The organism is Pseudomonas sp. JQ36, from assembly GCF_053851495.1.
In genome coordinates, this window is the sequence record NZ_CM132642.1 from 160,729 (window position 1) to 186,573 (window position 25,845).

The following is a 25,845-nucleotide window of genomic DNA, read 5'->3' on the forward strand; positions in this document are numbered from 1 at the left end:
TTTGGCCCGGGCGTCAGGGGCTTGGCCTGATTGTCGCGCGGGGGAATCCTTTCCTGATCGCTCATGAATCGGCCATTATTCAGTGATCTTTAATCAAAAAGAGGCGAAATGATGTCAACGCTACCTTCGTTGGGTTTTGCCGGAATCGGCCTGATGGGCCTGCCGATGTGCCGCCGTTTGCTGGCGGCGGGCTACCCGCTGACCGTGTGGAATCGCAACCCGGCCAAGTGCGCGCCACTGGTCGAAGCCGGCGCCCGGCAAGTGGCGACCCCGGCCGAACTGTGCGAACACGCGGACGTGGTGATGCTCTGCCTGGCCGACACGACAGTGGTGCGCGAGGTGGTATTTGGCGCCGGTGGCATCGGCGAAGGCGCGAAAAAAGGCCAGTTGCTGGTGGATTTTTCCAGCCTCGAACCGACTGCAACTCGCGAGATGGCCGCCGAATTGGCAGACAAGGCCGGGATGAGCTGGCTCGATTCACCGGTGTCCGGCGGCGTGGTCGGTGCCGAGGCCGGCAGTCTGGCGATCATGGTCGGCGGCGCGGCGGCGGATCTGGATCGGGTGCGCCCGGTGCTGCTCAGCCTCGGTCAACGCGTCACGCACATGGGCGGTGTCGGCGCCGGGCAGGTGACCAAGGCCTGTAACCAGATGATTGTCGCCTGCAATGCGCTGGTGATTGCCGAAGTGGTGGCGCTGGCCGAACAGGCCGGAGTCGATGCGAGCCTGATCGCCGAAGCGCTGGCCGGTGGCTTTGCCGATTCGAAACCGTTGCAGATCCTTGCCCCGCAAATGGCCGAGAGCCGTTTTGAACCGGTAAAATGGCACGTACGCACGCTGCTCAAAGACCTCGATACCGCAGTGAAATTCTCCCGCGAACAAGGCTCGGTCACACCGATCAGCGGATTGGCCGCACAACTGATGCGCCTGCATGGGGCGCAAGGTTTTTTGCAGAAGGATCCTGCGACACTGGTACAAATGTACCGCGCGCCAGACTCAACGGATTGACCGCGCGCGAGTGTTTGCGCTGATTGATTTCCTCAAGCACCGGGCGTAACTCGTCCAGCGGCACCGGGCGGCTGAGCAGATAACCCTGAATGAAATCGCAGCCCGAGCGCTCAAGAAACTCGTACTGCTCCAGGCTTTCCACGCCTTCGGTCACCACCTGCAAATGCAGGGTGTGGGCCATGACGATGATCGCCTGGACGATCTCCATGTCGGCGGTCGCCGTGGGAATGTCGAGGATGAACGAACGGTCGATTTTCAGCGTATTGAGCGGCAGGCGCTTGAGGTAGGCCAGCGACGAATAGCCAGTGCCGAAGTCGTCGATCGACAGCGAGACGCCGAGGGCGCGGATCTGCCGCAGCAGCACCAAGGTGTTGGCGATGTTGCCCATCAGCGCGTTTTCGGTGACTTCCAGTTCCAGCCGTTCCGGCGCGACCCCGGCGCTGCGCAGCGCACTTTCGATCTCGTCGGCGAGTTCTTCCCGAGCGAGGTTGAGGGGCGAGCAGTTCCAGGCGATTTTCAGTTCGTCGCAGCCATGCCGGGTCAGTTCGCCAAGATCGGTGCAGGCCCGGCGCAGCACCCAGTTATCCAGTTCGGCGATCAGGCCGTTGGTTTCGGCAATCGCAATGAAACGGTCCGGGGCCAGCAGGCCATGCACCGGGTGTTGCCAGCGGATCAGCGCTTCGAGTTTGGTCACCCGACCGGTTTTCAGTTCGAAGATCGGTTGGTAATACAGCGTCAGCCCGTTTTCCTCCCGCAGGGCCTGGCGCAGTTCTTCTTCCAGTTGCAGTTCGAGGCTGGCGCGGGTCTTCATGTTGGTGCTGAAAAAATGCAGGCCGTTACGCCCGGCGCCCTTGGATTGATACAGCGCCAGATCCGCGTGCTTGAGCAGTTCTTCGCAGGTGGTGCCGTCGTCCGGGAACAGGCTGATGCCGATGCTGGTGGTCATCACCATACGGCGGCCGGCCAGCTCGATCGGCTCCTTCATCTTCAGCATGATCCGTTGCGCCATGTTGCGCGCTTCCTCTCGTTCACGCAGGCTGATCAGGATGCAGAACTCGTCACCGCCGAAGCGGGCGACCACGTCTTCATGGCTGCGCACTGACCCCTTGATGTGATTGGCGATGACTTTGAGCAGGGCGTCGCCGGCGTCATGGCCGAGGCTGTCGTTGATTCGCTTGAAGTGGTCGATGTCGAGAAACATCACCGCGAGCATCCCGCCCTCGCTGGTTTTCTGGCTGAGTTTCTCGGCGAAGAGCTGGTTGAAACCGCGACGGTTGATCAGGTTGGTCAGGGCATCGTAGTTGGCCACTTGCTGCAGCGACATCCGCGCCTGATCGAGCTGGCTGAGCAGGGCGTTGACCCGGCGCAGGTCGTGCTCCTTGCTTTGCAGTTTCTTGTCGGCCAGTGCCGCGCTGATCGCGCTGCCGAGAATCAGCAGGATGATCAATGCGACGGTCAGGCCCAGTTGCAGGTAATTGGTTTCGCCGCTCAGGGTCGGTGCTGCGCCCTCGGGCACCACCAGATTCAACGCGGCCATGCCGGTGAAATGCATGCTGATGATGCCGGCACCGAGGATCATCGCGGCGGTGTATTTGAGCAGTTGATGAAACCGTCCACTGCTTTCACGCAAATAACCGGCGACCCACAGTGCGGCGAAGCTGGCGCCGATGGCAATCACGATCGACAGGCAGAACAGCAGCGGCTGGTAATACGCGGTGGCCATAGAATGCATCGCCGCCATGCCGACGTAATGCATGCCGGCGATGCCCAGGCCGATAACGATGGCGGTTTTCAGGTACTGCATCAACGAGGGTTGAGGCACGCTCAGGGTGTGCATCGCCAGCCACGAGGCGAGCAGGGCGATCACCAGGGAAAACAGAGTGGTGGCCAGTTCGTAATGGATTTCCAGCGGCGCCTGGAATGCCAGCATGGCGATGAAGTGCATGGCCCAGATGCCGCCGGCCAGGCAAGTGGCACCGATCCAGCGCCAGACCCGTTGCGAACCCGGATCTTCGGCGTGGCCAACCCGCTCGGCCATGTCGAGGGTGGCAAAACTCGCGGCGCAGGCAACCAGATAGGCCACCAGCACCAACAAGGGATTGTGTGTGCAATCGAGAATGACCTGCCCGCTCTCCGGCAGCTCGGTAACAAACTGCAAACCAAGCCACTCCATAGCATCCCCGTCTCTGAAGTCGTCCCTGCTGCCTCAGCAACGCAGGCGAATGAGAGGAGTATAGAGGCGGTTTTTATCGTGCAAGCGGTAGTGGCACATTGCAGTCAACGATTTCGGCATGAGCTTCATAGCGATTGGTGCTAAGCGTCAGGCACTCTGGTCGTAATGAATCCGGTTCCACTCCGGATCGAGGGGCGGCAGGCCGAATCGCGCCCGGGCGGCGTCGCAATCGACGTTCTGTTCACCGTTCTCCCACGACGCCTCGAACTCGCGGCAAGTGCTGGAACGCTTGTCGTAGATCGAGCATTGCACAACGTTGCCGACTTCGCCGACCAACGCGGTGCAGCGTGCCGGTTTCTGATCGGTACCGATCATGGCCACCCGGCTGGGTGTGATCTGGGTGACCAGTTCATCGGGCACCGTACCCCCGGAGGATGAGCATTCACCCCAGAAAAAAGACACGCGAAAATGGGAACAGCAGGCACCGCAATTCAGACACGGACTGACTTCGGACATGGGGAGGGTATCAAAGGGGTTGATCGGCGAATCCGGACGGATCCGGCGGCTATTCTAGGCTTCGCCATGAACTTGGGAAGGGGGGCGCGAAAGTATTTTTTTGTAGCCGGGTTTTGCCGCAAAACCCCCGGTTTATGGGCGATTGCCGAGTTATCAAGGGCTTACGTTTCTTTACAGTGCCATGGCTCATTATCAGGCTGACGAATGATCACAGACAGCCTCGGCAGGTCTGTCTAGATTGCAGGTTCCGGGCTCGGATGCGTCGGCAGTGAAGCCCACATAACAATAAAGAGACGGACCCATGCAGAACTCGACCCAAGCGGCGAATGCCTGGCGCATTCTGTTCCTGTTGTTCCTTGCCAACCTGTTCAATTTCTTCGACCGCACCATTCCGGCGATCATCATCGAGCCGATCCGCATGGAATGGCACCTCAGCGACTTTCAACTGGGGATCGTCGGCACGGCGTTCACCATTGTCTATGCGATTGCCGGTCTGCCGCTTGGGCGCATGGCCGACACCGGCTCACGCAGCAAACTGATGGGCTGGGGTCTGGCGACCTGGAGCGCGCTCACCGCCGTCAACGGGCTGGTGGGCAGTTTCTGGAGTTTCCTCATCGTACGTATGGGCATCGGCATCGGTGAGGCCAGTTACGCGCCGGCGGCTAACTCGCTGATTGGCGACTTGTTCCCGGCGCACCGTCGGGCGCGGGCCATGGGCATTTTCATGCTCGGCCTGCCGCTGGGGCTGTTGCTGGCGTTCTTCACCATAGGCTGGATGGTCAAGGCTTTCGACAGTTGGCGCGCGCCGTTCTTCATCGCCGCCGTACCGGGGCTGTTCCTTGCGATCTTCATGTTTTTCATCAAAGAACCAAAGCGCGGCGCGGCGGAAACCGTGCAGGTTTCGCAAGAGAAAGTCGACAAACCAATCCGTCGAATTCTGGCTGTGCCGACGTTCCTGTGGCTGGTGATGGCCGGCTTGTGCTTCAACTTTGCCACCTATGCCTGCAACTCGTTTCTGGTGCCGATGCTGCAGCGCTACTTCCTGATGCCGCTGCAGGAAGCGGCAGTGGCGACCGGGGTGATTGTCGGCATCACCGGGCTGATCGGCCTGACCCTCGGCGGCTGGATCGCCGACAAGATTCACCAGCGAGTCGCCAACGGTCGACTGCTGTTTGCCGGCTTCAGCCTGATCATCTCGACCCTGTGCACCGCGTGGGCGCTGCATGCCGGACGGGTCGAGATCGGCGTGTTCGTCGCGGTGTTCAGCGTCGGCTGGCTGTTTGCCTATAACTTCTATACCTGCGTGTACACGGCGATTCAGGACGTGGTCGAACCACGCCTGCGGGCTACGGCGATGGCGCTGTTCTTTGCCGGGCTGTACTTGCTCGGCGGCGGCTTGGGGCCAGTGGTGGTTGGGGCCTTGTCCGATCACTTCGCCAAGTCGGCGATGCTTTCGGCGGGGGCCGAGCAGATGACTGAGGCGTTCAAGGCTGTGGGGTTGCATGACGCGATGTACCTGATTCCGGTGGCGCTGTTCTTGACCATGGTGTTTCTGTTTCTGGCGGCGCGCTGTTTTGTGCGCGATGCGCAGCGGATGAAGGAGGGGTTGGTGGCAGTGGTTGAACCTGATGTTTCTGTGGCGACTGCATGATCGCCTTCGCGAGCAAGCCCGCTCCCACATGGGAACGCATTCCAAACTGTAGGAGCGGGCTTGCTCGCGAAAGGGCCATCAGCATCAGTCGATAAATACCAGATAAACAAAAAGGCCCGCATCACTGCGGGCCTATTCATTTATAGCGGTAGAGCGGGGGACTTAACCCGCCACCAGCACCCGGATCGCTTCCAGACGCAATGCATCCAGCTCCCACATTCGACCGCATTGCTTCCTGAAACAACTCGGTCAACTGTGGGAGCGGGCTTGCTCGCGAAAGGGCCATCAGCATCAGTCGATAAATACCAGATAAACAAAAAGGCCCGCATCACTGCGGGCCTCTTCATTTATAGCGCTAGAGCGGGGGACTTAACCCGCCACCAGCACCCGGATCGCTTCCAGGCGCAATGCCGCTTTATCGAGCATCGCCAGACCCAGTTCACGCTGCTTGCGCAACGCATCCAGTTCGCTGTCGCGCACGGTCGGGTTGACTGCTTGCAACGCGGTCAGGCGCGCCAGTTCTTCCTCGGTGTCCGCCGCCAGACGACGACGGGCCTCGGCCACGCGCTCGGCGTGACGCGGGGTGATCTTGTCTTCACCGGCGTTGATCCGTGGCGTCAGCTGATCGCGCTGGGCCTGGATGAACTTGTTGGCGCTGGCACGCGGCACGCTTTCCAGTTGATCGTTGAGGGTTTCGAACGAGACCCGGGCCGACAGGTCGTTGCCGTTGGCATCGAGCAGGCAGCGCAGGGCGGCCGGCGGCAGGTAGCGGCCCAGTTGCAGCGAGCGCGGCGCAACCACTTCGCTGACGTAGAGCAGTTCCAGCAGCACGGTGCCCGGTTTCAGTGCCTTGTTCTTGATCAGTGCGACGGCGGTGTTGCCCATCGAGCCGGACAGCACCAGGTCCATGCCGCCCTGCACCATCGGGTGTTCCCAGGTGATGAACTGCATGTCTTCGCGCGACAGCGCCTGGTTGCGGTCGTAGGTGATGGTCACGCCTTCGTCATCGCCCAGCGGGAAGCTGGCGTCGAGCATCTTCTCGCTCGGTTTGAGGATCAGGGCGTTTTCCGAATGGTCTTCGCTGTCGATGCCGAACGCGTCGAACAGGGTTTCCATGTAGATCGGCAGGGCGAACTGATCGTCTTGCTCAAGGATGTCCTCGACCAACTGATCGCCTTCGCCCGAACCACCGGAGTTCAGCTCCAGCAGGCGGTCGCGGCCGGTATGCAGCTCCGCTTCCAGACGCTCGCGCTCGGTGCGCGCTTCGTCGATCAGCGCTTGCCACTCACCGTCGTCGGCTTCTTCAAGCAGCGGCAGCAGGCGCGGGCCGAACTGATGCTGCAAGGCGTTGCCGGTCGGGCAGGTGTTGAGGAACGCGTTCAGCGCTTCGTGGTACCACTGGAACAGGCGCTCTTGCGGGCTGGTTTCCAGGTACGGCACGTGCAGTTCGATGATGTGCTTCTGGCCGATCCGGTCGAGACGACCGATACGCTGCTCAAGCAGGTCCGGGTGCGACGGCAGATCGAACAGCACCAGGTGGTGAGCGAACTGGAAGTTGCGACCTTCACTGCCGATTTCCGAGCAGATCAGCACCTGCGCGCCGAACTCTTCGTCGGCGAAGTAGGCGGCGGCGCGGTCACGCTCAAGGATGTTCATGCCTTCATGGAACACCGTGGCCGGGATGCCGGAACGCACGCGCAGGGCGTCTTCCAGGTCCATCGCGGTTTCGGCGTGGGCGCAGATCACCAGCACTTTGGTGCGCTTGAGCATTTTCAGCTGATCGATCAGCCACTCGACGCGCGGGTCGAATTTCCACCAGCGCTCTTCTTCGCTGGCGTCCGGCTGGGCCTGGAAGCTGACTTCCGGGTACAGCTCGGCGTGATCGCCCAGCGGCAGTTCAAGGTATTCGTCCGGGCATGGCAGCGGGTACGGGTGCAGTTTGCGCTCGGGGAAACCCTGCACCGCGGCGCGGGTATTACGGAACAGCACGCGGCCGGTGCCGTGGCGGTCGAGCAGCTCGCGCACCAGACGGGCGCTGGCTTCGGTATCGCCATCGTTGACCGCGGTCAGCAAGGCTTCGCCTTCGTTGCCGAGGAAACCGTGGATGGTCTTGTGCGCTTCCGGCGACAGGCGTCCCTTGTCGAGCAGTTCCTGAACGGCTTCAGCCACCGGGCGATAGTTCTCACTCTCGGCGCGGAACGCGGCCAGGTCATGGAAACGGTTCGGGTCGAGCAGGCGCAGACGGGCGAAGTGGCTGTCCTGACCGAGCTGTTCCGGGGTCGCGGTGAGCAGCAGCACGCCGGGAATCACTTCAGCCAGTTGTTCGACCAGCGAATACTCGGGGCTGGCCTTGTCTTCGTGCCACACCAGGTGGTGGGCTTCGTCGACCACCATCAGATCCCAGCCGGCGGCGAACAAGGCGTCCTGCGCCTTCTCGTCGTCGACCAGCCACTCCAGGGCAACCAATGCCAGTTGGGTGTCTTCGAACGGGTTGGTGGCATCGCTTTCGATGAAGCGTTCTTCGTCGAACAGCGCGACCTGCAGGTTGAAGCGGCGGCGCATTTCCACCAGCCACTGGTGCTGCAGGTTTTCCGGAACCAGGATCAGCACACGGTTGGCGCGGCCCGAGAGCAGTTGGCGATGGATCACCAGACCGGCTTCGATGGTTTTCCCCAGACCCACTTCGTCCGCCAGCAGAACCCGTGGCGCGATACGGTCGGCGACTTCACGGGCGATGTGCAACTGGTGCGCGATCGGTTGCGCACGCACGCCGCCCAGGCCCCAGAGCGAGGACTGCAACTGGCGACTGGTGTGTTCCAGGGTGTTGTAGCGCAGGGAGAACCACGACAGCGGGTCGATCTGCCCGGCGAACAGGCGGTCGCTGGCCAGACGGAACTGAATGAAGTTCGACAGCTGGGTTTCCGGCAGGGTGACGGCTTCGTTCTGCCCGTTGAGACCGTGATAGACCATCAGCCCGTCGACGTCGTCGACTTCGCGCACGGTCATCTTCCAGCCTTCGAAGTGAGTAATGGTGTCACCCGGCGAGAACCGCACGCGGGTGAGGGGCGCATTCCGTAGCGCGTACTGGCGGGTTTCGCCAGTGGCCGGGTAAAGCACGGTCAACAAGCGGCCGTCCTGTGCCAGAACGGTGCCTAAACCAAGCTCTGCTTCGCTGTCACTGATCCAGCGTTGCCCCGGTTGATACTGCTGCGCCATGCTGCCTGACTCCCACCTTGAAAAAGCGGGCTATCTTAACGGAATGCAGGCTTCAGGGCCAAAGATTACTGGGTAGGAGCCGCCGCAGGCTGCGATCTTTTGATCTTCGGGAACGCTTGCGCTCTACGGTGTTCCATTAAAGATCGCAGCCTGCGGCAGCTCCTACAGTGCCAACCCGGTCACAAGTTTGCGACCAGTGGCTCAAGGCGCCTTTGCCGCAGCCGATAGCCTGCTGACAGGAGACCCTTTATATGCTGCCACCGATGCTCCCCCTGAGCGCTGTGCCGATCACTTCCCAGCAGGATCCGATTCGCCAGCGGCCGGACATTCCTCCGGTGGTGCCGGTGCAGGAGAGCTCCAACGAAAGCACGATCGATCTGCAAAAGCGCGATCCGGAAGAGGATCGACTGCTGGCGCGCGAAGAACAGCGTCGCCAACAGGAGCGTGATCGTCGCCGTCGCGAAGCCGACGAAGATCCGGAAGAACATCTGGCCGTACCGGGCACCGAGCTGAATGCCGACAACACGGTGCCGGTGGTGCCGCTGATGGAGGATCAGCCGCGTCAGGGCTTGTGGGTCGATATCGAGATCTGATTCCCGGAAAGGTTTACACGAATTGTTGTAGAGCGCTGGCGTCAGGCGGCATGATTGGCGCAGTCCTGCCTTTGATGCGGCAGTTGTGATTCTTCTAAGTGATGCACCCGCCATGAGCCAAGACGACAAACTGATCGACCTCAGCACCGAGCGCGCCAAGCGCGTGCATGACCTCAACGAGAAACGCCTCAACGAAGTGCGCAAGGCCTTCGAGCAAGCCATGCCGTTGGGAAAAGCCCAGAAAAAGCCGAAAAAGAAACCGAAAAAGCGTTGATCTCCCCCTGCGTCCTTTGATGCAGGTCAGTTATTTTCCCGCCTTTGCCTTCTGTGTTGTCCGGACTTGATCCTGGTCAATTTCTGCGCCTGCGCGATTGGTTAACTTAGCTCCATCGCAGCAAAGCAGGGGCCAGGAGGCCACAGTCATGTTTTTCGATAACGTGGTGTTTGCCGGGGTTCTGACCGTAGGTCTCATGGTTCTGTTTTTTGCAGGGTTTGGATTTTTTATCTGGAAGGATGCGAATAAGCGCAAGAAGTAGGTCTTTCCGGGTTTGATGAGCACGCAAGGCATTTTGGGGCGACTTCGGTTGCCCCTTTTTTTTGTGTCTTGGCGGCCTTTGGGCCGACCATGCTGTGGGTTGTTGGGTGTGAATATCCGTTGCTGCGGGTGTTGCTGATTAGGGTACCGCCCTTACGGCGGGTCACTTTTGACAAACGCCTCAAAAGTAACCAAAAAGGCTTTACCCTGACGTTCGGCCCTCGCTTAGGCTCGGGTTCCTTCGCTGCGGGATTCATCCGGGGGGCAGCGCCTACGGTTTGCTTCGCTGCACCTCCTCTCGCTGTGTTTGGCTGCGCCAAACGGTCGCTGCGCTCCCACCCCCGGATAAACCCCTCCACTCAGCCTGCCGACGGGCCCTCAGATCAAAAGCTTTACTCGAGCTAACGCTCATCGTGTTGAGTGGTGGAAAAGCGTGCGCTCGGCTTTTGCTTTTCTGTAGGAGCCAGCCTGCTGGCGATGGCGGCCTACGAGCCGACCGATCTCTGACTGAATGCACTCATCCAACTGTGGGAGCGAGCTTGCTCGCGAAGGCGGCCTGACAGCCGACCAAATCTCAAAACTGAATACACCCAATCCCCTGTAGGAACTGCCGAAGGCTGTGATCTTTTGATCTGCTTTGGCTTTGGCTTTGGCTTTGGCTTTGGCTCTTGATGTGGCTTTTGATCTTCAGCCCCTTCGGCAGGCCGAGCGTAGGTGTCCATCAGGGGGTTAGGCGCGCAGCGCCATGCGGCGAAGCCGCATACATCGAGAGGAGGTGCAGCGAAGCAAACCGGAGGCGATGCCCCCGGATGGACACCGTAGCGAGGGAACACTGAGCCTCAGCGAAGTGCCGTACGCCGGGGGAAGCCTTTTTGGTTACTTTTTCGGCGTTTGGAAAAAGTGACCCGCCGTAAGGGCGGAACCATAGGAGGCCGTTACCGCAGCAACGGATATGCTCACAAAACCAAACCCAAAAAAAAGGCGCGATCCTCACGAATCACGCCTTTCTCATGTGCTGCGGTCTATCAGCTACCCAGCGCTTTGGATGCCAACCAGAACAACCCAGCCGACAGCGCCACAGTCGCCGGCAAGGTCAACACCCACGCCAGCAGGATAGTGCGAACAGTCCCACCCTGCAGGCCGCTCTTGTTGGCGACCATGGTGCCGGCCACGCCCGAGGACAGCACGTGAGTGGTCGATACCGGCAGGCTGAAGATGTTGGCCATACCGATCAAACTGGCAGTAGTGATCTGCGCCGACATGCCCTGGGAGTAGGTCATGCCTTGCTTGCCGATCTTCTCGCCGATGGTCAGTACCACGCGTTTCCAGCCGACCATGGTGCCCAGGCCGAGGGCCAGGGCGACCGCGAGAATCACCCAGAACGGGGCGTATTCGGTGGTGGTGGTCAGGTCTTTGCGCAGTTTGTCCAGGTCAGCCTTCTCACGCGCTTCCAGGCCTGGCAGCTTGCCGACCTTCTTCGCGGTGTCGTCCAGGCACAGCAGGTAACGACGCACTTCGATGCGGCTTTCCGAGGACAGCGAATGGTAGTCCGCTACACCTTTAAGGGTGCCAAGCAGGGCGTTGATGGTCGGTTCGGTCTGCTGCGGGTTGCAGCGGAATTTCTCCGGCAGGTCGCCTTCAACGCTTTTGCCCAGGGCCAGGAATTCGCCCAGGGAGTCAGCATTGCGCTTGTAGAACTGGCTCAGGTGCAGGGTCGCGTCGCGGGTGCGTTCGATCTGGTAGGTGGTGCTGCTCAGGTCGAGGACGAACTGCGCCGGCACGATACCGATCAATACCAGCATGATCAGGCCGATGCCTTTCTGGCCATCGTTGGAACCGTGCACGAAGCTCACGGCCATGGCCGAGATCACCAGAACCAGGCGGTTCCAGAACGGCGGGTGCTTTTTGTCGTCGATCTTGCGGCGCTGTTCCGGAGTCTTGTGCATCTTCGACAGCGGGCGCCACCACTTCAGGCCGATCAGGACCAGCGCGGCGATCAGGAAACCGGCCATTGGCGAGAACACCAGCGAGGCGCCGATGTCGATCGCTTTCTGCCAGTTCACGCCGTCGGCCAACGGAATGTTGTTGATCAGGGCGTTGGCCAGGCCGACGCCGAGGATCGAGCCGATCAGGGTGTGGGAACTGGAGGCCGGGATACCGAAGTACCAGGTGCCCAGGTTCCAGGTGATCGCCGCGGCGAGCAATGAGAACACCATCGCCAGACCATGGCCGGTATTCACATTGATCAGCAGTTCCACCGGCAGCAGGTGAACAATGGCATACGCCACGCCAACGCCGCCCAGCAACACGCCGAGGAAATTGAACACACCGGAGAAGAACACCGCCAGGTGAGGCGGCATGGCTTTGGTGTAGATAACAGTGGCTACCGCGTTAGCGGTGTCATGAAATCCATTGATGAACTCGAAGGCGAGGACAAACGTCAGGGCGAGCAAGAGGCTCACAAGCACCCAAGCATCCAGTCCGCTGAATAAATCGATCATGAAGGTTTTCTGACCCGGTCATAAGGGGGCGCGATTATGCCAGAAAAGACTGGAAATCGATCCCCTACCTGCTCATCGGTAGCAATCAATGTCGAATTAAATTGTTGCAAGGTGCAAAGCCCTAGCGTGTTGCAGGGTTTTTCAAGTCTTTGATTAGCTTGGGAAAACCTTCAGGCAGCAGGCATTTTGTCGAGCGCGCGCGGGCCTCAAACGCCTGTGTGAAATATCTCTGAAACGAGTCAGACACGCTCCATTCCCGTGCAGGACGGGGGAGGTGGCCGCTGCCCGCGGATAGCGGGTGCGCAAGGCATCGTCGGGTCACCGTGCTTTTAGCCGGTGGCGACGCAGACCCTCGAAAACTCAGGATTGCCCGTTCATGGCTCTTCGGTTTTGAGTTCTTCTTCCATTTTCTTCAGTTCTTGCTGGAAAACCTGATCCTGAACAGTCGGGCGTTTACGCCATGCTTTGCGTTCCGGTTCGGGCTGAGCGGCGTAGGTGGTGACTTCCCCGCCGTAAACTTCCTTGTAACGTTGTTCCTGGCGCTCAAGTTCCGCGCGCAGTTCGTCTTTCGTCACAGTGCTACCTGTTTGAGTTGAGATAAATAACTGGTGAAACGCCCGGCAACGAGTCGATTGAACACGTCCACCGAAGGGCAATGCCGGTTCAGGCATTGGTGTTATCGGCAGGGCGATCAAGACTTCCATGTTGCAGGCGGCTACGGCACCAGATTAAAACTGACGCAGCATCAGTTTCCTGTTTCAGCAAGCGCACTGGCGGTGCATGAATAATGAGCGTCAGGCGCTGGCCGGGGCTGACGACAATAGGCATCGGTTCAGCGGGCGGCACCCTCGGCCAATGAAAACGCGGCGCCACTGAGGTGCATTATAGCGGTCGATTCGGGAATGACTATCTTTGCCAAGTTAAAAACGGTTCGGGATGTGTGATCGTTTTGTTACTGACAAGTTTTATCGCTAGTTGAAATTCGCCGAAACCTTTTAAGGCCACGCGTTGAGTTTCTGGCGCCATTAAGTCGAACAACTAAACATGCATGCGAAGTTGAATGAACAGGTCAGGCAAAGGATTGAAGACGCCGCGAAGGACACCGGGTGATGGATTGCGATTATCGGTCGGCGGTTCGATAATCGCCCAATCTTGGCGTCCCGGTGCTTGTGCATTTGCCGGCGAGCCGCTTGTATGGCCATTGATTCGTGCCGCAAAAAAGGACAAGAAATGAACGATCAAATGCGCAACTCCTTCACCTCCGTGGCGCCGCCGATCGTCGCGTCGCCCGCCAAGCGTATCCAGGCGCTGACCGGCGATCCGGATTTCATGACCTCGCTGGCCCGTGGCCTGGCGGTGGTGCAGGCATTTCAGGAGCGCAAGCGGCACCTGACCATCGCCCAGATCAGCCATCGCACGGAAATTCCCCGCGCCGCCGTGCGCCGTTGCCTGCACACACTGATCAAACTGGGTTACGCCACCACCGATGGCCGCACGTACTCGTTGTTGCCCAAAGTGCTGACCCTCGGCCACGCGTATCTGTCGTCGACGCCGCTGGCGGTGTCGGCCCAGCCGTACCTCGACCGCATGAGCGAGCAACTGCACGAAGCCTGCAACATGGCCACGCTCGAGGGCGACGACATTCTGTACATCGCCCGCTCGGCGACCACGCAGCGGTTGATCTCGGTGGACCTGTCGGTGGGCGGGCGTCTGCCGGCCTATTGCACGTCGATGGGCCGCATCCTGCTGGCGGCGCTGGACGACACCTCGCTGCGCGAATACCTCGACCATGCCGAACTGGTGGCCAAGACCAGCCGTACGCTGCACACCCCGGAAAGTCTGCTCGAATGCTTGCAGGAAGTACGGCAGCAGGGCTGGTGCATCGTCGATCAGGAACTCGAACAAGGCCTGCGTTCGATTGCCGTGCCGGTCTACGACGCGTCGGGCCAGGTGGTGGCGGCGCTCAATGTCAGTACCCACGCCGGTCGCGTCAGCCGTACCGAGCTGGAGCAACGCTTCCTGCCGGGCCTGCTCAGCGCCAGCCGCGACCTCAGTGCGCAGTTGTTCGCCTGATGAAGCTGTTCGATAAACGCACAGTGTTGCGTTTATCGAATTGACGCTAAAAGCCCCGGATCATTAATGTCGCGGCAGCGTCATCCGGCGCTGAGCACAGGTCTCAGCCCGGACTGTCGACTCCCATAATAATGACAAGAGGCAACTCACCATGCGCATGTTCCCCGACTGTCTCCGCTGCATCCCCTGTTGCCGGGTTTCCCGCAACGCCTGATTCAGACCTTCTATTCTTGTGACCGTGCCGCTCTTCGGCCGGCCGCCGTTCGACTGCGTTTTTTGCGTGGAATAAAAACAATGAACCAGCCTCAGTCCGCTGTGGGTAACTGCCTCGACGTGCAGACCTTCATCAATGCCCAACCGATCTCGCGCTATCAGTGGCGCGTGGTGATCCTGTGTTTCCTGATTGTGTTTCTCGATGGCCTCGACACCGCGGCGATGGGTTTTATCGCGCCGGCGCTGTCCCAGGACTGGGGCATCGACCGCGCCAGCCTTGGCCCGGTGATGAGCGCTGCGCTGATCGGCATGGTCTTCGGTGCACTGGGTTCCGGCCCGCTGGCTGACCGCTTCGGGCGCAAAGTGGTGCTGGTCGGCGCGGTGGTGTTGTTCGGCGCCTTCAGCCTGGCCTCGGCGTACAGCACCAATGTCGAACAACTGCTGGTGTTGCGCTTCCTCACTGGTCTCGGGCTGGGTGCCGGCATGCCCAACGCCACTACGCTGCTCTCGGAATACACCCCGGAGCGCAAGAAATCCTTGCTGGTGACCAGCATGTTCTGCGGCTTCAACCTCGGCATGGCCGGTGGCGGTTTCATTTCGGCGAAGCTGATCCCGGCGTTCGGCTGGCACAGCCTGCTGCTGATCGGCGGGATCCTGCCGTTGATCCTCGCGGTGGTGCTGCTGTTCTGGCTGCCGGAGTCGGCGCGTTATCTGGTGGTGCGTAATCGCGGCACCGACAAAGTGCGCAAGACCTTGTCGCCGATCGATCCGGTCGCCGTGGCGCAGGCCTCGAGTTTCAGCGTGCCGGAACAGAAAACCGTCAAGGCGCGCAATGTGTTCGCGGTGATTTTCTCCGGCACCTACAGCGCCGGCACCTTGCTGCTGTGGCTGACCTACTTCATGGGTCTGGTCATCGTTTATCTGCTGACCAGTTGGCTGCCGACCCTGATGCGTGACAGCGGCGCCAGCATGGAGCAGGCGGCGTTCATCGGCGCGTTGTTCCAGTTCGGCGGGGTGTTGAGTGCGGTCGCTGTGGGCTGGGCTATGGATCGCTTCAATCCGCACAAGGTCATCGGCACTTTTTACCTGCTGGCCGGGGTGTTTGCCTACGCGGTGGGGCAGAGTCTGGGCAACATCACATTGCTGGCGACCTTGGTGCTGGTGGCCGGGATGTGCGTCAACGGCGCGCAATCGGCGATGCCATCGCTGGCGGCGCGGTTTTATCCGACCCAGGGGCGGGCAACCGGGGTGTCGTGGATGCTCGGGATTGGCCGGTTTGGCGCGATTCTCGGGGCGTGGATGGGCGCGACGTTGCTGGGGTTGGGCTGGAATTTCGAGCAGGTGCTGACGGCGCTGGTGATTCCGGCGGCGTTGGCGACGACGGCGGTGGTGATCAAAGGCATGGTCAGTCATGCGGATGCGACTTGAGTCGAGTCATTTCGATTTGCGTTGAATGTTCCGACGCCTTCGCGAGCAAGCCCGCTCCCACAGGGAAAACACATGTCAAATGTGGGAGCGGGCTTGCTCGCGAAGCTTTTGCTTGTGATTGATAGGGTGATAACAATCCGTTCGATAAACGAACACTCAGTCGATTATCGGATTGTTTGGCCATTTTCAGCGGCTTAATCTGCAGTGACTCCGGCGCTGAACCTCGCGCCTTTTTATCACTGGCGATTCACTACAAAAACGGGAGCCTGCTCCATGGCTGAGATCCTTTCGCTGCACGACGCGGTGAAGCAATTCGTCAACGACGGTGACACCGTCGCGCTCGAAGGCTTCACTCACCTGATCCCTACGGCGGCAGGTCATGAAATCATTCGCCAGGGCAAGAAAGATCTGACCCTGGTGCGGATGACGCCTGACCTGATCTACGACCAACTGATCGGTGCCGGTTGTGCACGCAAGCTGATCTTTTCCTGGGGCGGCAACCCCGGTGTGGGTTCGCTGCACCGTCTGCGCGATGCGGTCGAGAAGCAATGGCCGCATGCCCTGGAAATCGAAGAGCACAGCCACGCCGACCTGGCCAATGCCTACGTCGCCGGCGCTTCCGGCCTGCCTTTCGCCGTACTGCGGGCCTACGCCGGTTCCGACCTGCCGAAGGTCAACCCGCTGATCAAATCCGTGACCTGCCCGTTCACCGGTGAAGTGCTGGCGGCGGTGCCGTCGGTGCGTCCGGACGTCACCGTGATCCACGCGCAGAAAGCCGACCGTCAGGGCAACGTGCTGCTGTGGGGCATTCTCGGGGTGCAGAAAGAAGCGGCACTGGCGGCCAAGCGCTGCATCGTCACCGTCGAGGAGATCGTCGACAACCTCAACGCGCCGATGAACGCCTGCGTGCTGCCGACCTGGGCCTTGAGCGCGGTCTGCCACGTACCCGGCGGCGCGCATCCGTCCTACGCCCACGGTTACACCGAACGCGACAATCGCTTCTATCAGGCGTGGGATCCGATCGCCCGCGACCGTGAGACGTTTACCGCGTGGATCAACGAATACATCCATGGCTGCGCTGACTTCAGCGAGTTTCAGGCCAAGTTGGCCGCTGCTTCGGAGGCCAAGTAATGACTTACACCACCAATGAAATGATGACCGTCGCTGCGGCCCGTCGCCTGAAGAACGGCTCGGTGTGCTTCGTCGGTATCGGCCTGCCGTCGAAAGCCGCCAACCTCGCGCGCCTGACTTCGTCGCCGGACGTGGTGCTGATCTACGAATCCGGCCCGATTGGCGCCAAGCCTAGCGTGCTGCCGCTGTCGATCGGTGATGGTGAACTGGCGGAAACCGCCGACACCGTCGTGCCGACCGGTGAGATTTTTCGCTACTGGCTGCAAGGCGGGCGCATCGACGTCGGTTTTCTCGGCGCCGCGCAGGTCGACCGTTTCGGCAACATCAACACCACCGTGGTCGGCGATTACCACGCGCCGAAAGTACGTTTGCCGGGTGCCGGTGGCGCGCCGGAAATCGCCGGTTCGGCGAAGAGCGTGTTGATCATCCTCAAGCAGTCGGCGCGTTCGTTCGTCGACAAGCTCGACTTCATTACCTCTGTCGGTCACGGCGAGGGCGGCGATTCGCGCAAGCGTCTGGGCCTGCCGGGTGCTGGCCCGGTCGGGATCATCACCGATCTGTGCATCATGGAACCGGAGCAGGGCACCCACGAATTCGTGGTCACCGCACTGCATCCGGGCGTGACCCGCGAGCAAGTGGTCGCCGCCACCGGTTGGGCGATCCGCTTTGCCGACAACGTTGAACAAACCGCCGAGCCGACCGACGTCGAGCTGACTTCACTGCGCGATCTCGAAGCGCGCACCGCCGCCGCCCACGGCCAGGCACCGGGAGAAGCATGATGCGTGACGTGTATATCTGCGACGCGATTCGCACACCCATCGGCCGTTTTGGCGGCGGTTTGTCCGCCGTCCGTGCCGACGATCTGGCCGCCGTGCCGATCAAGGCGCTAATGGAGCGCAATCCCTCGGTGGACTGGAACGCGATCGACGAAGTGTTCCTTGGCTGCGCCAACCAGGCCGGCGAAGACAACCGCAACGTGGCGCGCATGGCGCTGCTGCTCGCGGGGCTGCCGGACAGCGTGCCAGGCGTGACCCTCAACCGTCTCTGCGCTTCGGGCATGGACGCGATCGGCACTGCTTTCCGTGCGATTGCCAGCGGCGAGATGGAGCTGGCGATTGCCGGTGGCGTCGAGTCTATGTCCCGCGCGCCGTTCGTGATGGGCAAGGCGGACGCAGCGTTCTCGCGCAACATGAAGCTGGAAGACACCACCATCGGCTGGCGCTTTATCAACCCACTGATGAAGGCCCAGTACGGCGTCGATGCGATGCCGCAGACCGCCGACAACGTCGCCGACGACTATAAAGTGTCGCGTGCCGATCAGGACGCTTTCGCCCTGCGCAGTCAGCAACGCACTGCCGCCGCGCAGGCTGCGGGCTACTTCGCCGAGGAAATCGTCGAAGTGCGGATCGCCCACAAGAAGGGCGAAACCGTGGTCAGCCAGGACGAACACCCGCGCGCCGACACGACAATTGAAGCGCTGACCAAACTCAAACCGGTCAACGGCCCGGACAAGACTGTCACCGCCGGCAACGCGTCCGGGGTCAACGACGGTGCTGCCGCGCTGATTCTCGCGTCGGCGGAAGCGGTGAAAAAACACGGCCTGACTGCCCGCGCCAAAGTACTCGGTATGGCCAGCGCCGGGGTTGCACCTCGGGTGATGGGCATCGGCCCGGTGCCGGCGGTGCGCAAACTGATCGAGCGCCTCGGCGTAGCGGTCAGCGATTTCGACGTGATCGAACTCAACGAAGCGTTTGCCAGCCAAGGTCTGGCGGTGCTGCGCGAATTGGGTCTGGCCGACGATGCGCCGCAGGTCAACCCGAACGGTGGCGCAATTGCCTTGGGCCATCCGCTGGGCATGAGCGGCGCGCGCCTGGTGCTGACCGCGCTGCATCAGCTGGAGAAGACCGGCGGCAAGAAAGGTCTGGCGACCATGTGCGTCGGCGTCGGGCAGGGTCTGGCCCTGGCCATTGAACGCGTCTGACGCAGCGCGTCGACTGATAAGAACTGAGGAAAGCGAAATGACTGACAAGCCTGGCTACCGTCGTCCGCAGGAAGGCACCCAGCCTGAATACCTGCACCCGACGTATCAATCCACCAACCTGCGCTCGCCGTCCAAGCCGTTGGTGTTTCTGCCGCATTCGTTGTCGGAGATCACCGGCCCGACCATCGGTGCCGAACGCGTCGCCGACAAGGACAACGACCTGACTGCCCAGCACGACGGCGAGCCGTTGGGCGAGCGCATCATCATTCACGGCCGTGTGCTCGACGAAAACGGCTTGCCGGTGCCGGGGATTCTGGTGGAGATCTGGCAGGCCAACGCCGCCGGTCGCTACAACCACAAGCGCGACCTGCACGACGCACCGCTGGATCCGAACTTCACTGGCACCGGCCGCACCGTGACCGACGCCGACGGCTGGTATCAGTTCCAGACCATCAAGCCCGGCGCCTATCCGTGGGGCAACCACCACAACGCGTGGCGCCCGGCGCACATCCATTTCTCGCTGTTCGGGCCGAGTATCCTCACCCGCCTGGTGACGCAGATGTACTTCCCCGGCGATCCACTGCTGGCCTACGACCCGATCTACAACTGCGTGCCGGACACCTCCGCCAAGGAACGTCTGATCGCCGCTTTCGATCTGGAAAAAACCATTCCGTCCTACGCCCTCGGCTATCGCTGGGACATCGTTTTGCGCGGCCGCGACGCCACGCCGATGGAGAAATAAGATGACGCTGACTGCCACCACGTCCCACACCGTCGGGCCGTACTACCACATCGGCCTGACCTGGCTGAACCGCGAAAACCTCGCGGTCGAACAAACCCTCGGCGAGCGCGTGGCGATCACCGGCCAAGTCGTTGACGGCAACGGCGATGTGGTCAACGACGCGATGCTCGAAGTCTGGCAGGCCAACGCCGCCGGCAAGTACGCGCACCCGGAAGACGAGCAGGACAAGCCGCTGGATCCGCATTTCGAAGGTTTTGGCCGGGTGCCGGTGGATGCCGAAGGGCGCTTCCGTTTCACCACGATCAAACCGGGCACGGTCGAAGGCCTGAAGGGCTCGACCCAGGCGCCGCATCTGGTGGTGCTGGTGTTTGCCCGTGGGCTGGTCAAGCACTTGCTGACACGCATCTACTTCGAAGGCGACCCGGCGAACGTCAATGATCCGCTGCTGGAATGTGTGCCGGCCGAGCGTCGCGCTACGTTGCTGGCGAAGCCGGATGCGGCGGGTGTGTATCAGTGGAATGTGATTTTGCAGGGCACTGAGGCCGAGACGGTGTTCTTCGATTACTGAGGTACACCCCAATCCCCTGTGGGAGCGGGCTTGCTCGCGAAGAGGGCGTGTCAGGCGATATTAATGTTGACTGACCCGCCGCCTTCGCGAGCAAGCCCGCTCCCACAGGGGAGAACTGTGTTGCTGATTCGATGTGGAACGGGATTGTTGCGAAGTGTGTCTAGACTCTCACCTGTCCCTTCAGAGTAAAAACCAATGACCACTACCACCGCTCATTACACCGGCGAGGAGCGCAGCAAGCGCATCTTCGCCATTGTCGGTGCCTCGTCCGGCAACTTGGTCGAATGGTTCGACTTCTATGTCTATGCCTTCTGCGCGATCTATTTCGCCCCGGCGTTTTTCCCTTCCGACAACCCTACGGTGCAACTGGTCAACACGGCCGGGGTGTTTGCTGCCGGCTTCCTGATGCGCCCGATTGGCGGCTGGATTTTTGGCCGGGTGGCGGACAAGCACGGGCGCAAGAATTCGATGCTCATCTCGATTCTGATGATGTGCTTCGGCTCGCTGCTGATCGCCTGCCTGCCGACCTACAAGGACATCGGCGTCTGGGCGCCAGTCCTGCTGTTGTTCGCGCGTTTGCTGCAAGGCTTGTCGGTCGGCGGCGAGTACGGCACCACCGCGACCTACATGAGCGAAGTCGCGCTAAAGGGGCAGCGTGGATTTTTTGCCTCGTTCCAGTACGTGACCCTGATCGGCGGACAGCTGCTGGCGGTGTCGCTGGTGGTGGTTCTGCAGCAATTTCTCACCGAAGAGGACCTGCGCGCCTACGGTTGGCGGATTCCATTTGTGGTCGGTGCGGTGGCGGCGTTGATTTCGCTGTTCCTGCGCCGTTCGTTGAAGGAAACCACCAGCAAGGAAATGCGCGAGAACAAGGACGCCGGCAGCATCCGCGCACTGTTCCGTGATCACAAGGCCGCGTTCATCACCGTGCTCGGTTACACCGCCGGTGGCTCGCTGATTTTCTACACCTTCACCACGTATATGCAGAAGTACCTGGTGAACACCGCCGGCATGCACGCCAAGACCGCCAGTTACATCATGACTGGCGCGCTGTTCCTGTATATGTGCATGCAGCCGCTGTTCGGCATGCTCGCCGACAAGATCGGCCGACGTAATTCGATGCTCTGGTTCGGCGCGCTCGGCACGCTGTTTACCGTGCCGATCCTGCTGAGCCTGAAAAGCATCAGCAGCCCGATTCTGGCCTTTGTGTTGATTACCGTGGCGCTGGCGATTGTCAGTTTCTACACCTCGATCAGCGGCCTGGTGAAAGCCGAAATGTTCCCGCCGGAAGTCCGCGCCCTTGGCGTCGGTCTGGCCTATGCGGTGGCCAACGCGATCTTCGGTGGTTCGGCGGAATACGTGGCCCTGAGCCTGAAAGCCGGGGGCATGGAAAACGCGTTCTACTGGTACGTCACGGTGATGATGGCGGTGGCGTTCCTGTTCAGCCTGCGCCTGCCGAAACAGGCGGCGTACTTGCATCACGATCTGTAAACCGATGTGCGCGGGCCGCATTGGTCCGCGCCGGCAAGGACTGTTTATGACTCAGCGACCGGGCAATCAATTGTTCGATGCCTACTTCACGGCCCGCGATATGCGCGAGGTGTTCTGCGATCAGGGCCGGGTGCAGGCGATGCTTGATTTCGAAGCGGCGCTGGCCCGGGCCGAAGCGCGGGTCGGGTTGATTCCGGCGGCCGCCGTCGCGCCGATTGCCGCCGCCTGCAACGCCGGTCTGTATGACTTCGCGGCGCTGGGCGAGGCGATTGCCACGGCCGGTAACTCGGCGATTCCACTGGTCAAGGCGTTGGGCAAGCAGATTGCCGCGAGCAGTGCCGAGGCCGAGCGTTATGTGCATCTGGGGGCGACCAGTCAGGATGTGATGGATTCCGGGCTGGTCCTGCAATTGCGTCAGGCGCTGGACTTGATTGAAAGCGATCTGGCAGCGCTGGCCGATTCGCTCGCCACCCAAGCCCAGCGGCATGCGGCGACGCCATTGGCCGGGCGCACCTGGTTGCAGCACGCCACGCCCGTCACCCTCGGGATGAAGATTGCCGGTTGGCTCGGCGCGGTGACCCGCAGCCGTCAGCGTCTGCGCGAACTCAAGCCACGGCTGCTGGTGCTGCAATTCGGCGGCGCTTCCGGCACCCTTGCGGCGCTTGGCGAACAGGCGTTGCCGATCGCCCAGGCGCTGGCCGAAGAGCTGCAACTGAGCTTGCCGGAACAACCGTGGCACACCCAGCGTGATCGCATTGTCGAGTTCGGCGCTGTGCTCGGTTTGATCGCCGGCAGCCTCGGCAAACTCGGGCGCGACGTCAGTCTGTTGATGCAGACCGAAGCGGCGGAAGTGTTCGAGCCGTCGGCGCCGGGCAAGGGCGGTTCGTCGACCATGCCGCACAAGCGCAATCCGGTGGGCGCGGCGGTGTTGATCGGTGCGGCGACCCGGGTGCCGGGGCTGGTCTCGACGCTGTTCAGCGCCATGCCGCAGGAGCACGAACGCAGCCTCGGTCTGTGGCATGCCGAATGGGAAACCCTGCCGGAGATCTGCTGCCTGGTGTCCGGTGCGCTGCAACAGGCGCGCCTGCTGGCCGATGGTCTGGAAGTCGATGCCGAGCGCATGGCGTGCAATCTCCAATTGACCCAAGGGCTGGTGCTGGCCGAAGCGGTGAGCATCGTCCTCGCGCAACGGGTCGGCCGCGACACCGCACATCACCTGCTCGAACAATGCTGCAAACGCGCGGTGGCCGAACAGCGCCACCTGCGTGCGGTACTCGGCGACGAGCCGCAGGTAACTGCCGAACTGAGCAGCGCCGAACTGGATCATCTGCTCGACCCCGCGCATTACCTCGGCCAGGCGCAAGCCTGGGTCGAGCGCGCGGTGGCCGAACACAACGCATTGTCTGTCTGAAAGGAGAGGGCTGTGGCTTTCGTTCAACTCGCCGATGGCGAACTGCATTACGTTATTGAAGGCCCGGTCGACGCACCGGTGCTGGTGCTGTCCAACTCGCTGGGCACCGACCTGCACATGTGGGACGCGCAGATGCCGGCGTTCACCGAGTATTTCCGGGTGCTGCGTTTCGACACCCGGGGTCACGGCCAGTCGTTGGTGACACCGGGGCCATACAGCATCGAGCAACTGGGCCGCGACGTGCTCGGCTTGCTCGATGCGCTGCACATCGAGCGTGCGCATTTCTGCGGATTGTCGATGGGCGGGTTGATCGGCCAGTGGCTGGGGATCAATGCCGGTCATCGTCTGCACAAACTGATCGTGTGCAACACCGCCGCGAAGATCGGTGATCCATCGGTGTGGAACCCGCGCATCGAAACCGTGCTGCGCGACGGCCCGGCAGCGATGGTCGCACTGCGTGATGCGTCGATTGCCCGGTGGTTTACCCCGGATTTTTCCGCGGCCAATCCGGCGGCGGCGAAGAAAATTACGGATATGCTCGCGTCGACTTCGCCTGAAGGTTATGCGGCTAATTGCGCGGCGGTGCGCGATGCCGATTTCCGTGAGCAACTGGCGTCAATCAACCTGCCGCTGCTGGTGATTGCCGGCACCGAAGATGCGGTGACGCCACCGTCCGGCGGGCATTTCATTCAGCAGCATGTGCGCGACGCCGAGTACGCCGAGTTCTATGCAGCGCACCTGTCCAACGTGCAGGCCGGCGCTGATTTCAGTGATCGTGTGTTGGCGTTTTTGCAGGCTAAGTGAGGAAGTTTTTGTGGACGAGAAACAACGTTACGACGATGGCATGCAGGTACGCCGCGCGGTATTGGGCGACGCCCATGTCGATCGCAGCCTGAATGCACTGACCGAGTTCAACTCGGAATTCCAGGAGATGATCACCCGTCACGCCTGGGGCGACATCTGGACCCGCCCGGGCCTGCCTCGGCATACCCGCAGCCTGATCACCATCGCCATGCTGATCGGGATGAACCGCGAGGCCGAGCTGAAACTGCATTTGCGTTCGGCGGCCAACAACGGTGTGAGCCGGGGCGAGATCAAGGAAGTGATCATGCAGAGCGCGATTTACTGCGGAATCCCGGCGGCCAATGCGACGTTCCACTTGGCGGAGTCGGTGTGGGATGAACTGGGCGTCGAATCCCGGGAGTGATGGTGCCTGAACTGACGCCTTCGCGAGCAAGCCCGCTCCCACATTGGGAATGCATTTCCCTGTGGGAGCGGGCTTGCTCGCGAAAGCGGCAGACGCCGTGATGCATCAATCAGCACAGGCACTCAAGCGCTGGCGACAATGAAAATTCACTCCCACATTGGAATGCATTTCCCTGTGGGAGCGGACTTGCTCGCGAAAGCGGCAGACGCCGTGATACATCAATCAGCACAGGCACTCAAACCTTGGCAACAATGAAAATCCACTCCCACATTGGGAATGCATTTCCCTGTGGGAGCGGGCTTGCTCGCGAAAGCGGCAGACGCCGTGATGCATCAATCAGCACAGGCACTCAACCCTGGCAACAATGAAAATCCACTCCCACATTGGGAATGCATTTCCCTGTGGGAGCGGGCTTGCTCGCGAAAGCGGCAGACGCCGTGGTGCATCAATCAGCACAGGCACTCAACCCTGGCAACAATGAAAATTCACTCCCACATTGGGAATGCATTTCCCTGTGGGAGCGGGCTTGCTCGCGAAAGCGGCAGACGCCGTGATGCATCAATCAGCACAGGCACTCAAACCTTGGCGACAATGAAAATCCGCTTGAACGGAAACAGCGTCTGCCCGTTTTCCTCCGGCGGGTAATGCTTATGCACCCGCATCAGGTAGTGGTAGATAAACCGCGCCTGTTCCTGTGACGTCAGTGCCTGCATCACCGGCCGCAGCGCCGAGACCTTCACCCAGTCGTACACCGGTGACTTGCCGTCAACCACCTGCAGTTGCTCGGTTTCCCAGATCTCCAGCGAGGTGGTCAGCGGCGCGAGCAAGCGATAGTAGTCCTCCAGAGTCAACAACGGCCGCGCCGCCATGCGCCGGCGCAGTTGCGGTGTGCCGATGGGGGTGTGTCCCGGTCCGGCATGGTCGAGGGTGCCGAGCATCAGTCGATACCACAAGGCATCGCGCCAGTCCGGCATGTGCACCGCCAGACAGCCGCCCGGGCGCAGATACCCCAGCAGGCGCGGCAGCAGGTGTTGATGATCGCCAATGAAATGCAGCACCGCCGCCGCGAGCAGCAGATCGGCCGGTTGTTCAGGTTGCCAGTCGAGCAGGTCGCACTCTTGCCATTGGGCGTTGATCGGCAGGCACCGGGCCTGATCAAGCATCTGCCGCGAGCTGTCGACACCCAGCAACTGCGCACGCGGCCAGCGCTCGGCCAGCAGTTGAGTGGCGATGCCGGTGCCGCAGCCCAGGTCATAAATTCGTCTGGGGTCGTGCAGATCGATACGGTCGAGCAATTCGTTGACCGGGCGTTGCCTGAGACGGGAAAACTGCTGGTACGCCTTGGCGTCCCAGTGGGTGCAGGCGTTCCCTGCCGTTTCGAGTTTGGCGCTCATGAGGAGGTCCTCTCTG

At 61.2% G+C, this 25,845-nt stretch carries 23 protein-coding genes; 16 read left to right on the forward strand and 7 right to left on the reverse strand.

The features are described from left to right. The first annotated feature begins 108 nt into the window (after positions 1–108). Entirely contained in the window at positions 109–1,005 is an 897-nt protein-coding gene (locus tag ACS4NR_RS00825; protein WP_456018873.1) for an NAD(P)-dependent oxidoreductase, read from the forward strand. Here the strand turns inward: ACS4NR_RS00825 and ACS4NR_RS00830 are convergent. After that, on the reverse strand, positions 896–3,178 hold the full coding sequence (locus tag ACS4NR_RS00830) for a putative bifunctional diguanylate cyclase/phosphodiesterase (RefSeq protein WP_456018874.1): 2,283 nt from the start codon (positions 3,176–3,178) through the stop codon (positions 896–898). The two genes, ACS4NR_RS00825 and ACS4NR_RS00830, sit on opposite strands and share 110 nt — an antisense overlap. Positions 3,179–3,325: 147 nt before the next feature. Beyond that, entirely contained in the window at positions 3,326–3,694 is a 369-nt protein-coding gene (locus ACS4NR_RS00835) for a YkgJ family cysteine cluster protein (RefSeq protein ID WP_095138466.1), read from the reverse strand. Positions 3,695–3,995: 301 nt separating this feature from the next. Between ACS4NR_RS00835 and ACS4NR_RS00840 the strand changes: the two genes are divergently transcribed. Further along, positions 3,996–5,345, forward strand: coding sequence for a spinster family MFS transporter (locus ACS4NR_RS00840; RefSeq protein WP_095138467.1), 1,350 nt, complete (start codon positions 3,996–3,998; stop codon positions 5,343–5,345). A 369-nt stretch (positions 5,346–5,714) separates the two neighbouring features. Here the strand turns inward: ACS4NR_RS00840 and rapA are convergent, their stop codons facing one another. After that, positions 5,715–8,561, reverse strand: coding sequence for an RNA polymerase-associated protein RapA (rapA, locus tag ACS4NR_RS00845; RefSeq protein ID WP_456018875.1), 2,847 nt, complete (start codon positions 8,559–8,561; stop codon positions 5,715–5,717). Between the two features lie 251 nt (positions 8,562–8,812). Between rapA and ACS4NR_RS00850 the strand changes: the two genes are divergently transcribed. The 3 genes from ACS4NR_RS00850 to ccoM all read left to right on the forward strand — a co-directional run bounded on the left by ACS4NR_RS00850 (position 8,813) and on the right by ccoM (position 9,690). After that, entirely contained in the window at positions 8,813–9,154 is a 342-nt protein-coding gene (locus tag ACS4NR_RS00850; RefSeq protein WP_003222394.1) for a hypothetical protein, read from the forward strand. A gap of 112 nt (positions 9,155–9,266) precedes the next feature. Next, complete coding sequence (locus ACS4NR_RS00855; RefSeq protein WP_095138469.1) at positions 9,267–9,428, forward strand: hypothetical protein; 162 nt, start codon at positions 9,267–9,269, stop codon at positions 9,426–9,428. 148 nt (positions 9,429–9,576) lie between these two features. Continuing rightward, positions 9,577–9,690, forward strand: a complete 114-nt coding sequence (gene ccoM, locus ACS4NR_RS00860; protein WP_003222396.1) for a cytochrome c oxidase subunit CcoM — start codon at positions 9,577–9,579, stop codon at positions 9,688–9,690. 1,024 nt (positions 9,691–10,714) lie between these two features. Here the strand turns inward: ccoM and ACS4NR_RS00865 are convergent. From ACS4NR_RS00865 to ACS4NR_RS00875, 3 genes are all read right to left on the reverse strand, one after another. Beyond that, the gene (locus ACS4NR_RS00865; protein ID WP_095138470.1) at positions 10,715–12,190 is read right to left on the reverse strand and encodes an inorganic phosphate transporter; all 1,476 of its coding nucleotides are present in this window, start codon (positions 12,188–12,190) and stop codon (positions 10,715–10,717) included. A 374-nt stretch (positions 12,191–12,564) separates the two neighbouring features. Then, entirely contained in the window at positions 12,565–12,765 is a 201-nt protein-coding gene (locus tag ACS4NR_RS00870; protein WP_003222398.1) for a hypothetical protein, read from the reverse strand. A gap of 463 nt (positions 12,766–13,228) precedes the next feature. After that, the gene (locus ACS4NR_RS00875) at positions 13,229–13,432 is read right to left on the reverse strand and encodes a hypothetical protein (RefSeq protein WP_456018876.1); all 204 of its coding nucleotides are present in this window, start codon (positions 13,430–13,432) and stop codon (positions 13,229–13,231) included. On the opposite strand from ACS4NR_RS00875, the gene pcaR reads away from it, so the two are divergent. From pcaR to pcaC, 11 genes are all read left to right on the forward strand, one after another. Further along, positions 13,421–14,263, forward strand: coding sequence for a pca regulon transcriptional regulator PcaR (gene pcaR / locus ACS4NR_RS00880; protein ID WP_007963153.1), 843 nt, complete (start codon positions 13,421–13,423; stop codon positions 14,261–14,263). The genes ACS4NR_RS00875 and pcaR overlap by 12 nt on opposite strands. A gap of 294 nt (positions 14,264–14,557) precedes the next feature. After that, the gene (locus ACS4NR_RS00885; protein ID WP_095138471.1) at positions 14,558–15,904 is read left to right on the forward strand and encodes an MFS transporter; all 1,347 of its coding nucleotides are present in this window, start codon (positions 14,558–14,560) and stop codon (positions 15,902–15,904) included. A gap of 273 nt (positions 15,905–16,177) precedes the next feature. Continuing rightward, positions 16,178–17,035 (forward strand): CoA transferase subunit A, encoded by an 858-nt coding sequence (locus tag ACS4NR_RS00890; RefSeq protein ID WP_003222404.1) that lies wholly within the window; start codon positions 16,178–16,180, stop codon positions 17,033–17,035. After that, entirely contained in the window at positions 17,035–17,814 is a 780-nt protein-coding gene (locus tag ACS4NR_RS00895) for a CoA-transferase subunit beta (RefSeq protein WP_456018877.1), read from the forward strand. The genes ACS4NR_RS00890 and ACS4NR_RS00895 overlap by 1 nt, the downstream gene beginning before the upstream one ends. Then, on the forward strand, positions 17,811–19,016 hold the full coding sequence (gene pcaF / locus ACS4NR_RS00900; protein ID WP_346651564.1) for a 3-oxoadipyl-CoA thiolase: 1,206 nt from the start codon (positions 17,811–17,813) through the stop codon (positions 19,014–19,016). The genes ACS4NR_RS00895 and pcaF overlap by 4 nt, the downstream gene beginning before the upstream one ends. A 37-nt stretch (positions 19,017–19,053) precedes the next feature. Further along, entirely contained in the window at positions 19,054–19,758 is a 705-nt protein-coding gene (gene pcaH, locus ACS4NR_RS00905) for a protocatechuate 3,4-dioxygenase subunit beta (protein ID WP_041070512.1), read from the forward strand. A 1-nt stretch (position 19,759) separates the two neighbouring features. Then, the gene (gene pcaG / locus ACS4NR_RS00910; protein ID WP_095138473.1) at positions 19,760–20,326 is read left to right on the forward strand and encodes a protocatechuate 3,4-dioxygenase subunit alpha; all 567 of its coding nucleotides are present in this window, start codon (positions 19,760–19,762) and stop codon (positions 20,324–20,326) included. A 195-nt stretch (positions 20,327–20,521) separates the two neighbouring features. Continuing rightward, positions 20,522–21,817: an MFS family transporter gene (locus ACS4NR_RS00915; RefSeq protein ID WP_095138475.1), complete on the forward strand. Its 1,296-nt coding sequence runs from the start codon at positions 20,522–20,524 to the stop codon at positions 21,815–21,817. A gap of 46 nt (positions 21,818–21,863) precedes the next feature. Continuing rightward, positions 21,864–23,228, forward strand: a complete 1,365-nt coding sequence (locus tag ACS4NR_RS00920; RefSeq protein ID WP_456018878.1) for a 3-carboxy-cis,cis-muconate cycloisomerase — start codon at positions 21,864–21,866, stop codon at positions 23,226–23,228. A gap of 12 nt (positions 23,229–23,240) precedes the next feature. Further along, a complete protein-coding gene (gene pcaD / locus ACS4NR_RS00925) occupies positions 23,241–24,032 on the forward strand; it encodes a 3-oxoadipate enol-lactonase (protein WP_456018879.1) in 792 nt (263 codons plus the stop codon). A gap of 10 nt (positions 24,033–24,042) precedes the next feature. Next, a complete protein-coding gene (pcaC, locus tag ACS4NR_RS00930; RefSeq protein WP_456018881.1) occupies positions 24,043–24,435 on the forward strand; it encodes a 4-carboxymuconolactone decarboxylase in 393 nt (130 codons plus the stop codon). 575 nt (positions 24,436–25,010) lie between these two features. On the opposite strand, the gene ACS4NR_RS00935 is transcribed toward pcaC, so the two are convergent. Then, complete coding sequence (locus ACS4NR_RS00935) at positions 25,011–25,829, reverse strand: methyltransferase domain-containing protein (RefSeq protein WP_456018882.1); 819 nt, start codon at positions 25,827–25,829, stop codon at positions 25,011–25,013. Positions 25,830–25,845: the final 16 nt, after the last annotated feature.

Coding starts and splice junctions, on each gene's coding strand:
- ACS4NR_RS00825 (WP_456018873.1), top strand. CDS start 109: ATGATGTCAACGCTACCTTCGTTGGGTTTTGCCGGAATCGGCCTGATG.
- ACS4NR_RS00830 (WP_456018874.1), bottom strand. CDS start 3,178: ATGGAGTGGCTTGGTTTGCAGTTTGTTACCGAGCTGCCGGAGAGCGGG.
- ACS4NR_RS00835 (WP_095138466.1), bottom strand. CDS start 3,694: ATGTCCGAAGTCAGTCCGTGTCTGAATTGCGGTGCCTGCTGTTCCCAT.
- ACS4NR_RS00840 (WP_095138467.1), top strand. CDS start 3,996: ATGCAGAACTCGACCCAAGCGGCGAATGCCTGGCGCATTCTGTTCCTG.
- rapA (WP_456018875.1), bottom strand. CDS start 8,561: ATGGCGCAGCAGTATCAACCGGGGCAACGCTGGATCAGTGACAGCGAA.
- ACS4NR_RS00850 (WP_003222394.1), top strand. CDS start 8,813: ATGCTGCCACCGATGCTCCCCCTGAGCGCTGTGCCGATCACTTCCCAG.
- ACS4NR_RS00855 (WP_095138469.1), top strand. CDS start 9,267: ATGAGCCAAGACGACAAACTGATCGACCTCAGCACCGAGCGCGCCAAG.
- ccoM (WP_003222396.1), top strand. CDS start 9,577: ATGTTTTTCGATAACGTGGTGTTTGCCGGGGTTCTGACCGTAGGTCTC.
- ACS4NR_RS00865 (WP_095138470.1), bottom strand. CDS start 12,190: ATGATCGATTTATTCAGCGGACTGGATGCTTGGGTGCTTGTGAGCCTC.
- pcaR (WP_007963153.1), top strand. CDS start 13,421: ATGAACGATCAAATGCGCAACTCCTTCACCTCCGTGGCGCCGCCGATC.
- ACS4NR_RS00885 (WP_095138471.1), top strand. CDS start 14,558: ATGAACCAGCCTCAGTCCGCTGTGGGTAACTGCCTCGACGTGCAGACC.
- ACS4NR_RS00890 (WP_003222404.1), top strand. CDS start 16,178: ATGGCTGAGATCCTTTCGCTGCACGACGCGGTGAAGCAATTCGTCAAC.
- ACS4NR_RS00895 (WP_456018877.1), top strand. CDS start 17,035: ATGACTTACACCACCAATGAAATGATGACCGTCGCTGCGGCCCGTCGC.
- pcaF (WP_346651564.1), top strand. CDS start 17,811: ATGATGCGTGACGTGTATATCTGCGACGCGATTCGCACACCCATCGGC.
- pcaH (WP_041070512.1), top strand. CDS start 19,054: ATGACTGACAAGCCTGGCTACCGTCGTCCGCAGGAAGGCACCCAGCCT.
- pcaG (WP_095138473.1), top strand. CDS start 19,760: ATGACGCTGACTGCCACCACGTCCCACACCGTCGGGCCGTACTACCAC.
- ACS4NR_RS00915 (WP_095138475.1), top strand. CDS start 20,522: ATGACCACTACCACCGCTCATTACACCGGCGAGGAGCGCAGCAAGCGC.
- ACS4NR_RS00920 (WP_456018878.1), top strand. CDS start 21,864: ATGACTCAGCGACCGGGCAATCAATTGTTCGATGCCTACTTCACGGCC.
- ACS4NR_RS00935 (WP_456018882.1), bottom strand. CDS start 25,829: ATGAGCGCCAAACTCGAAACGGCAGGGAACGCCTGCACCCACTGGGAC.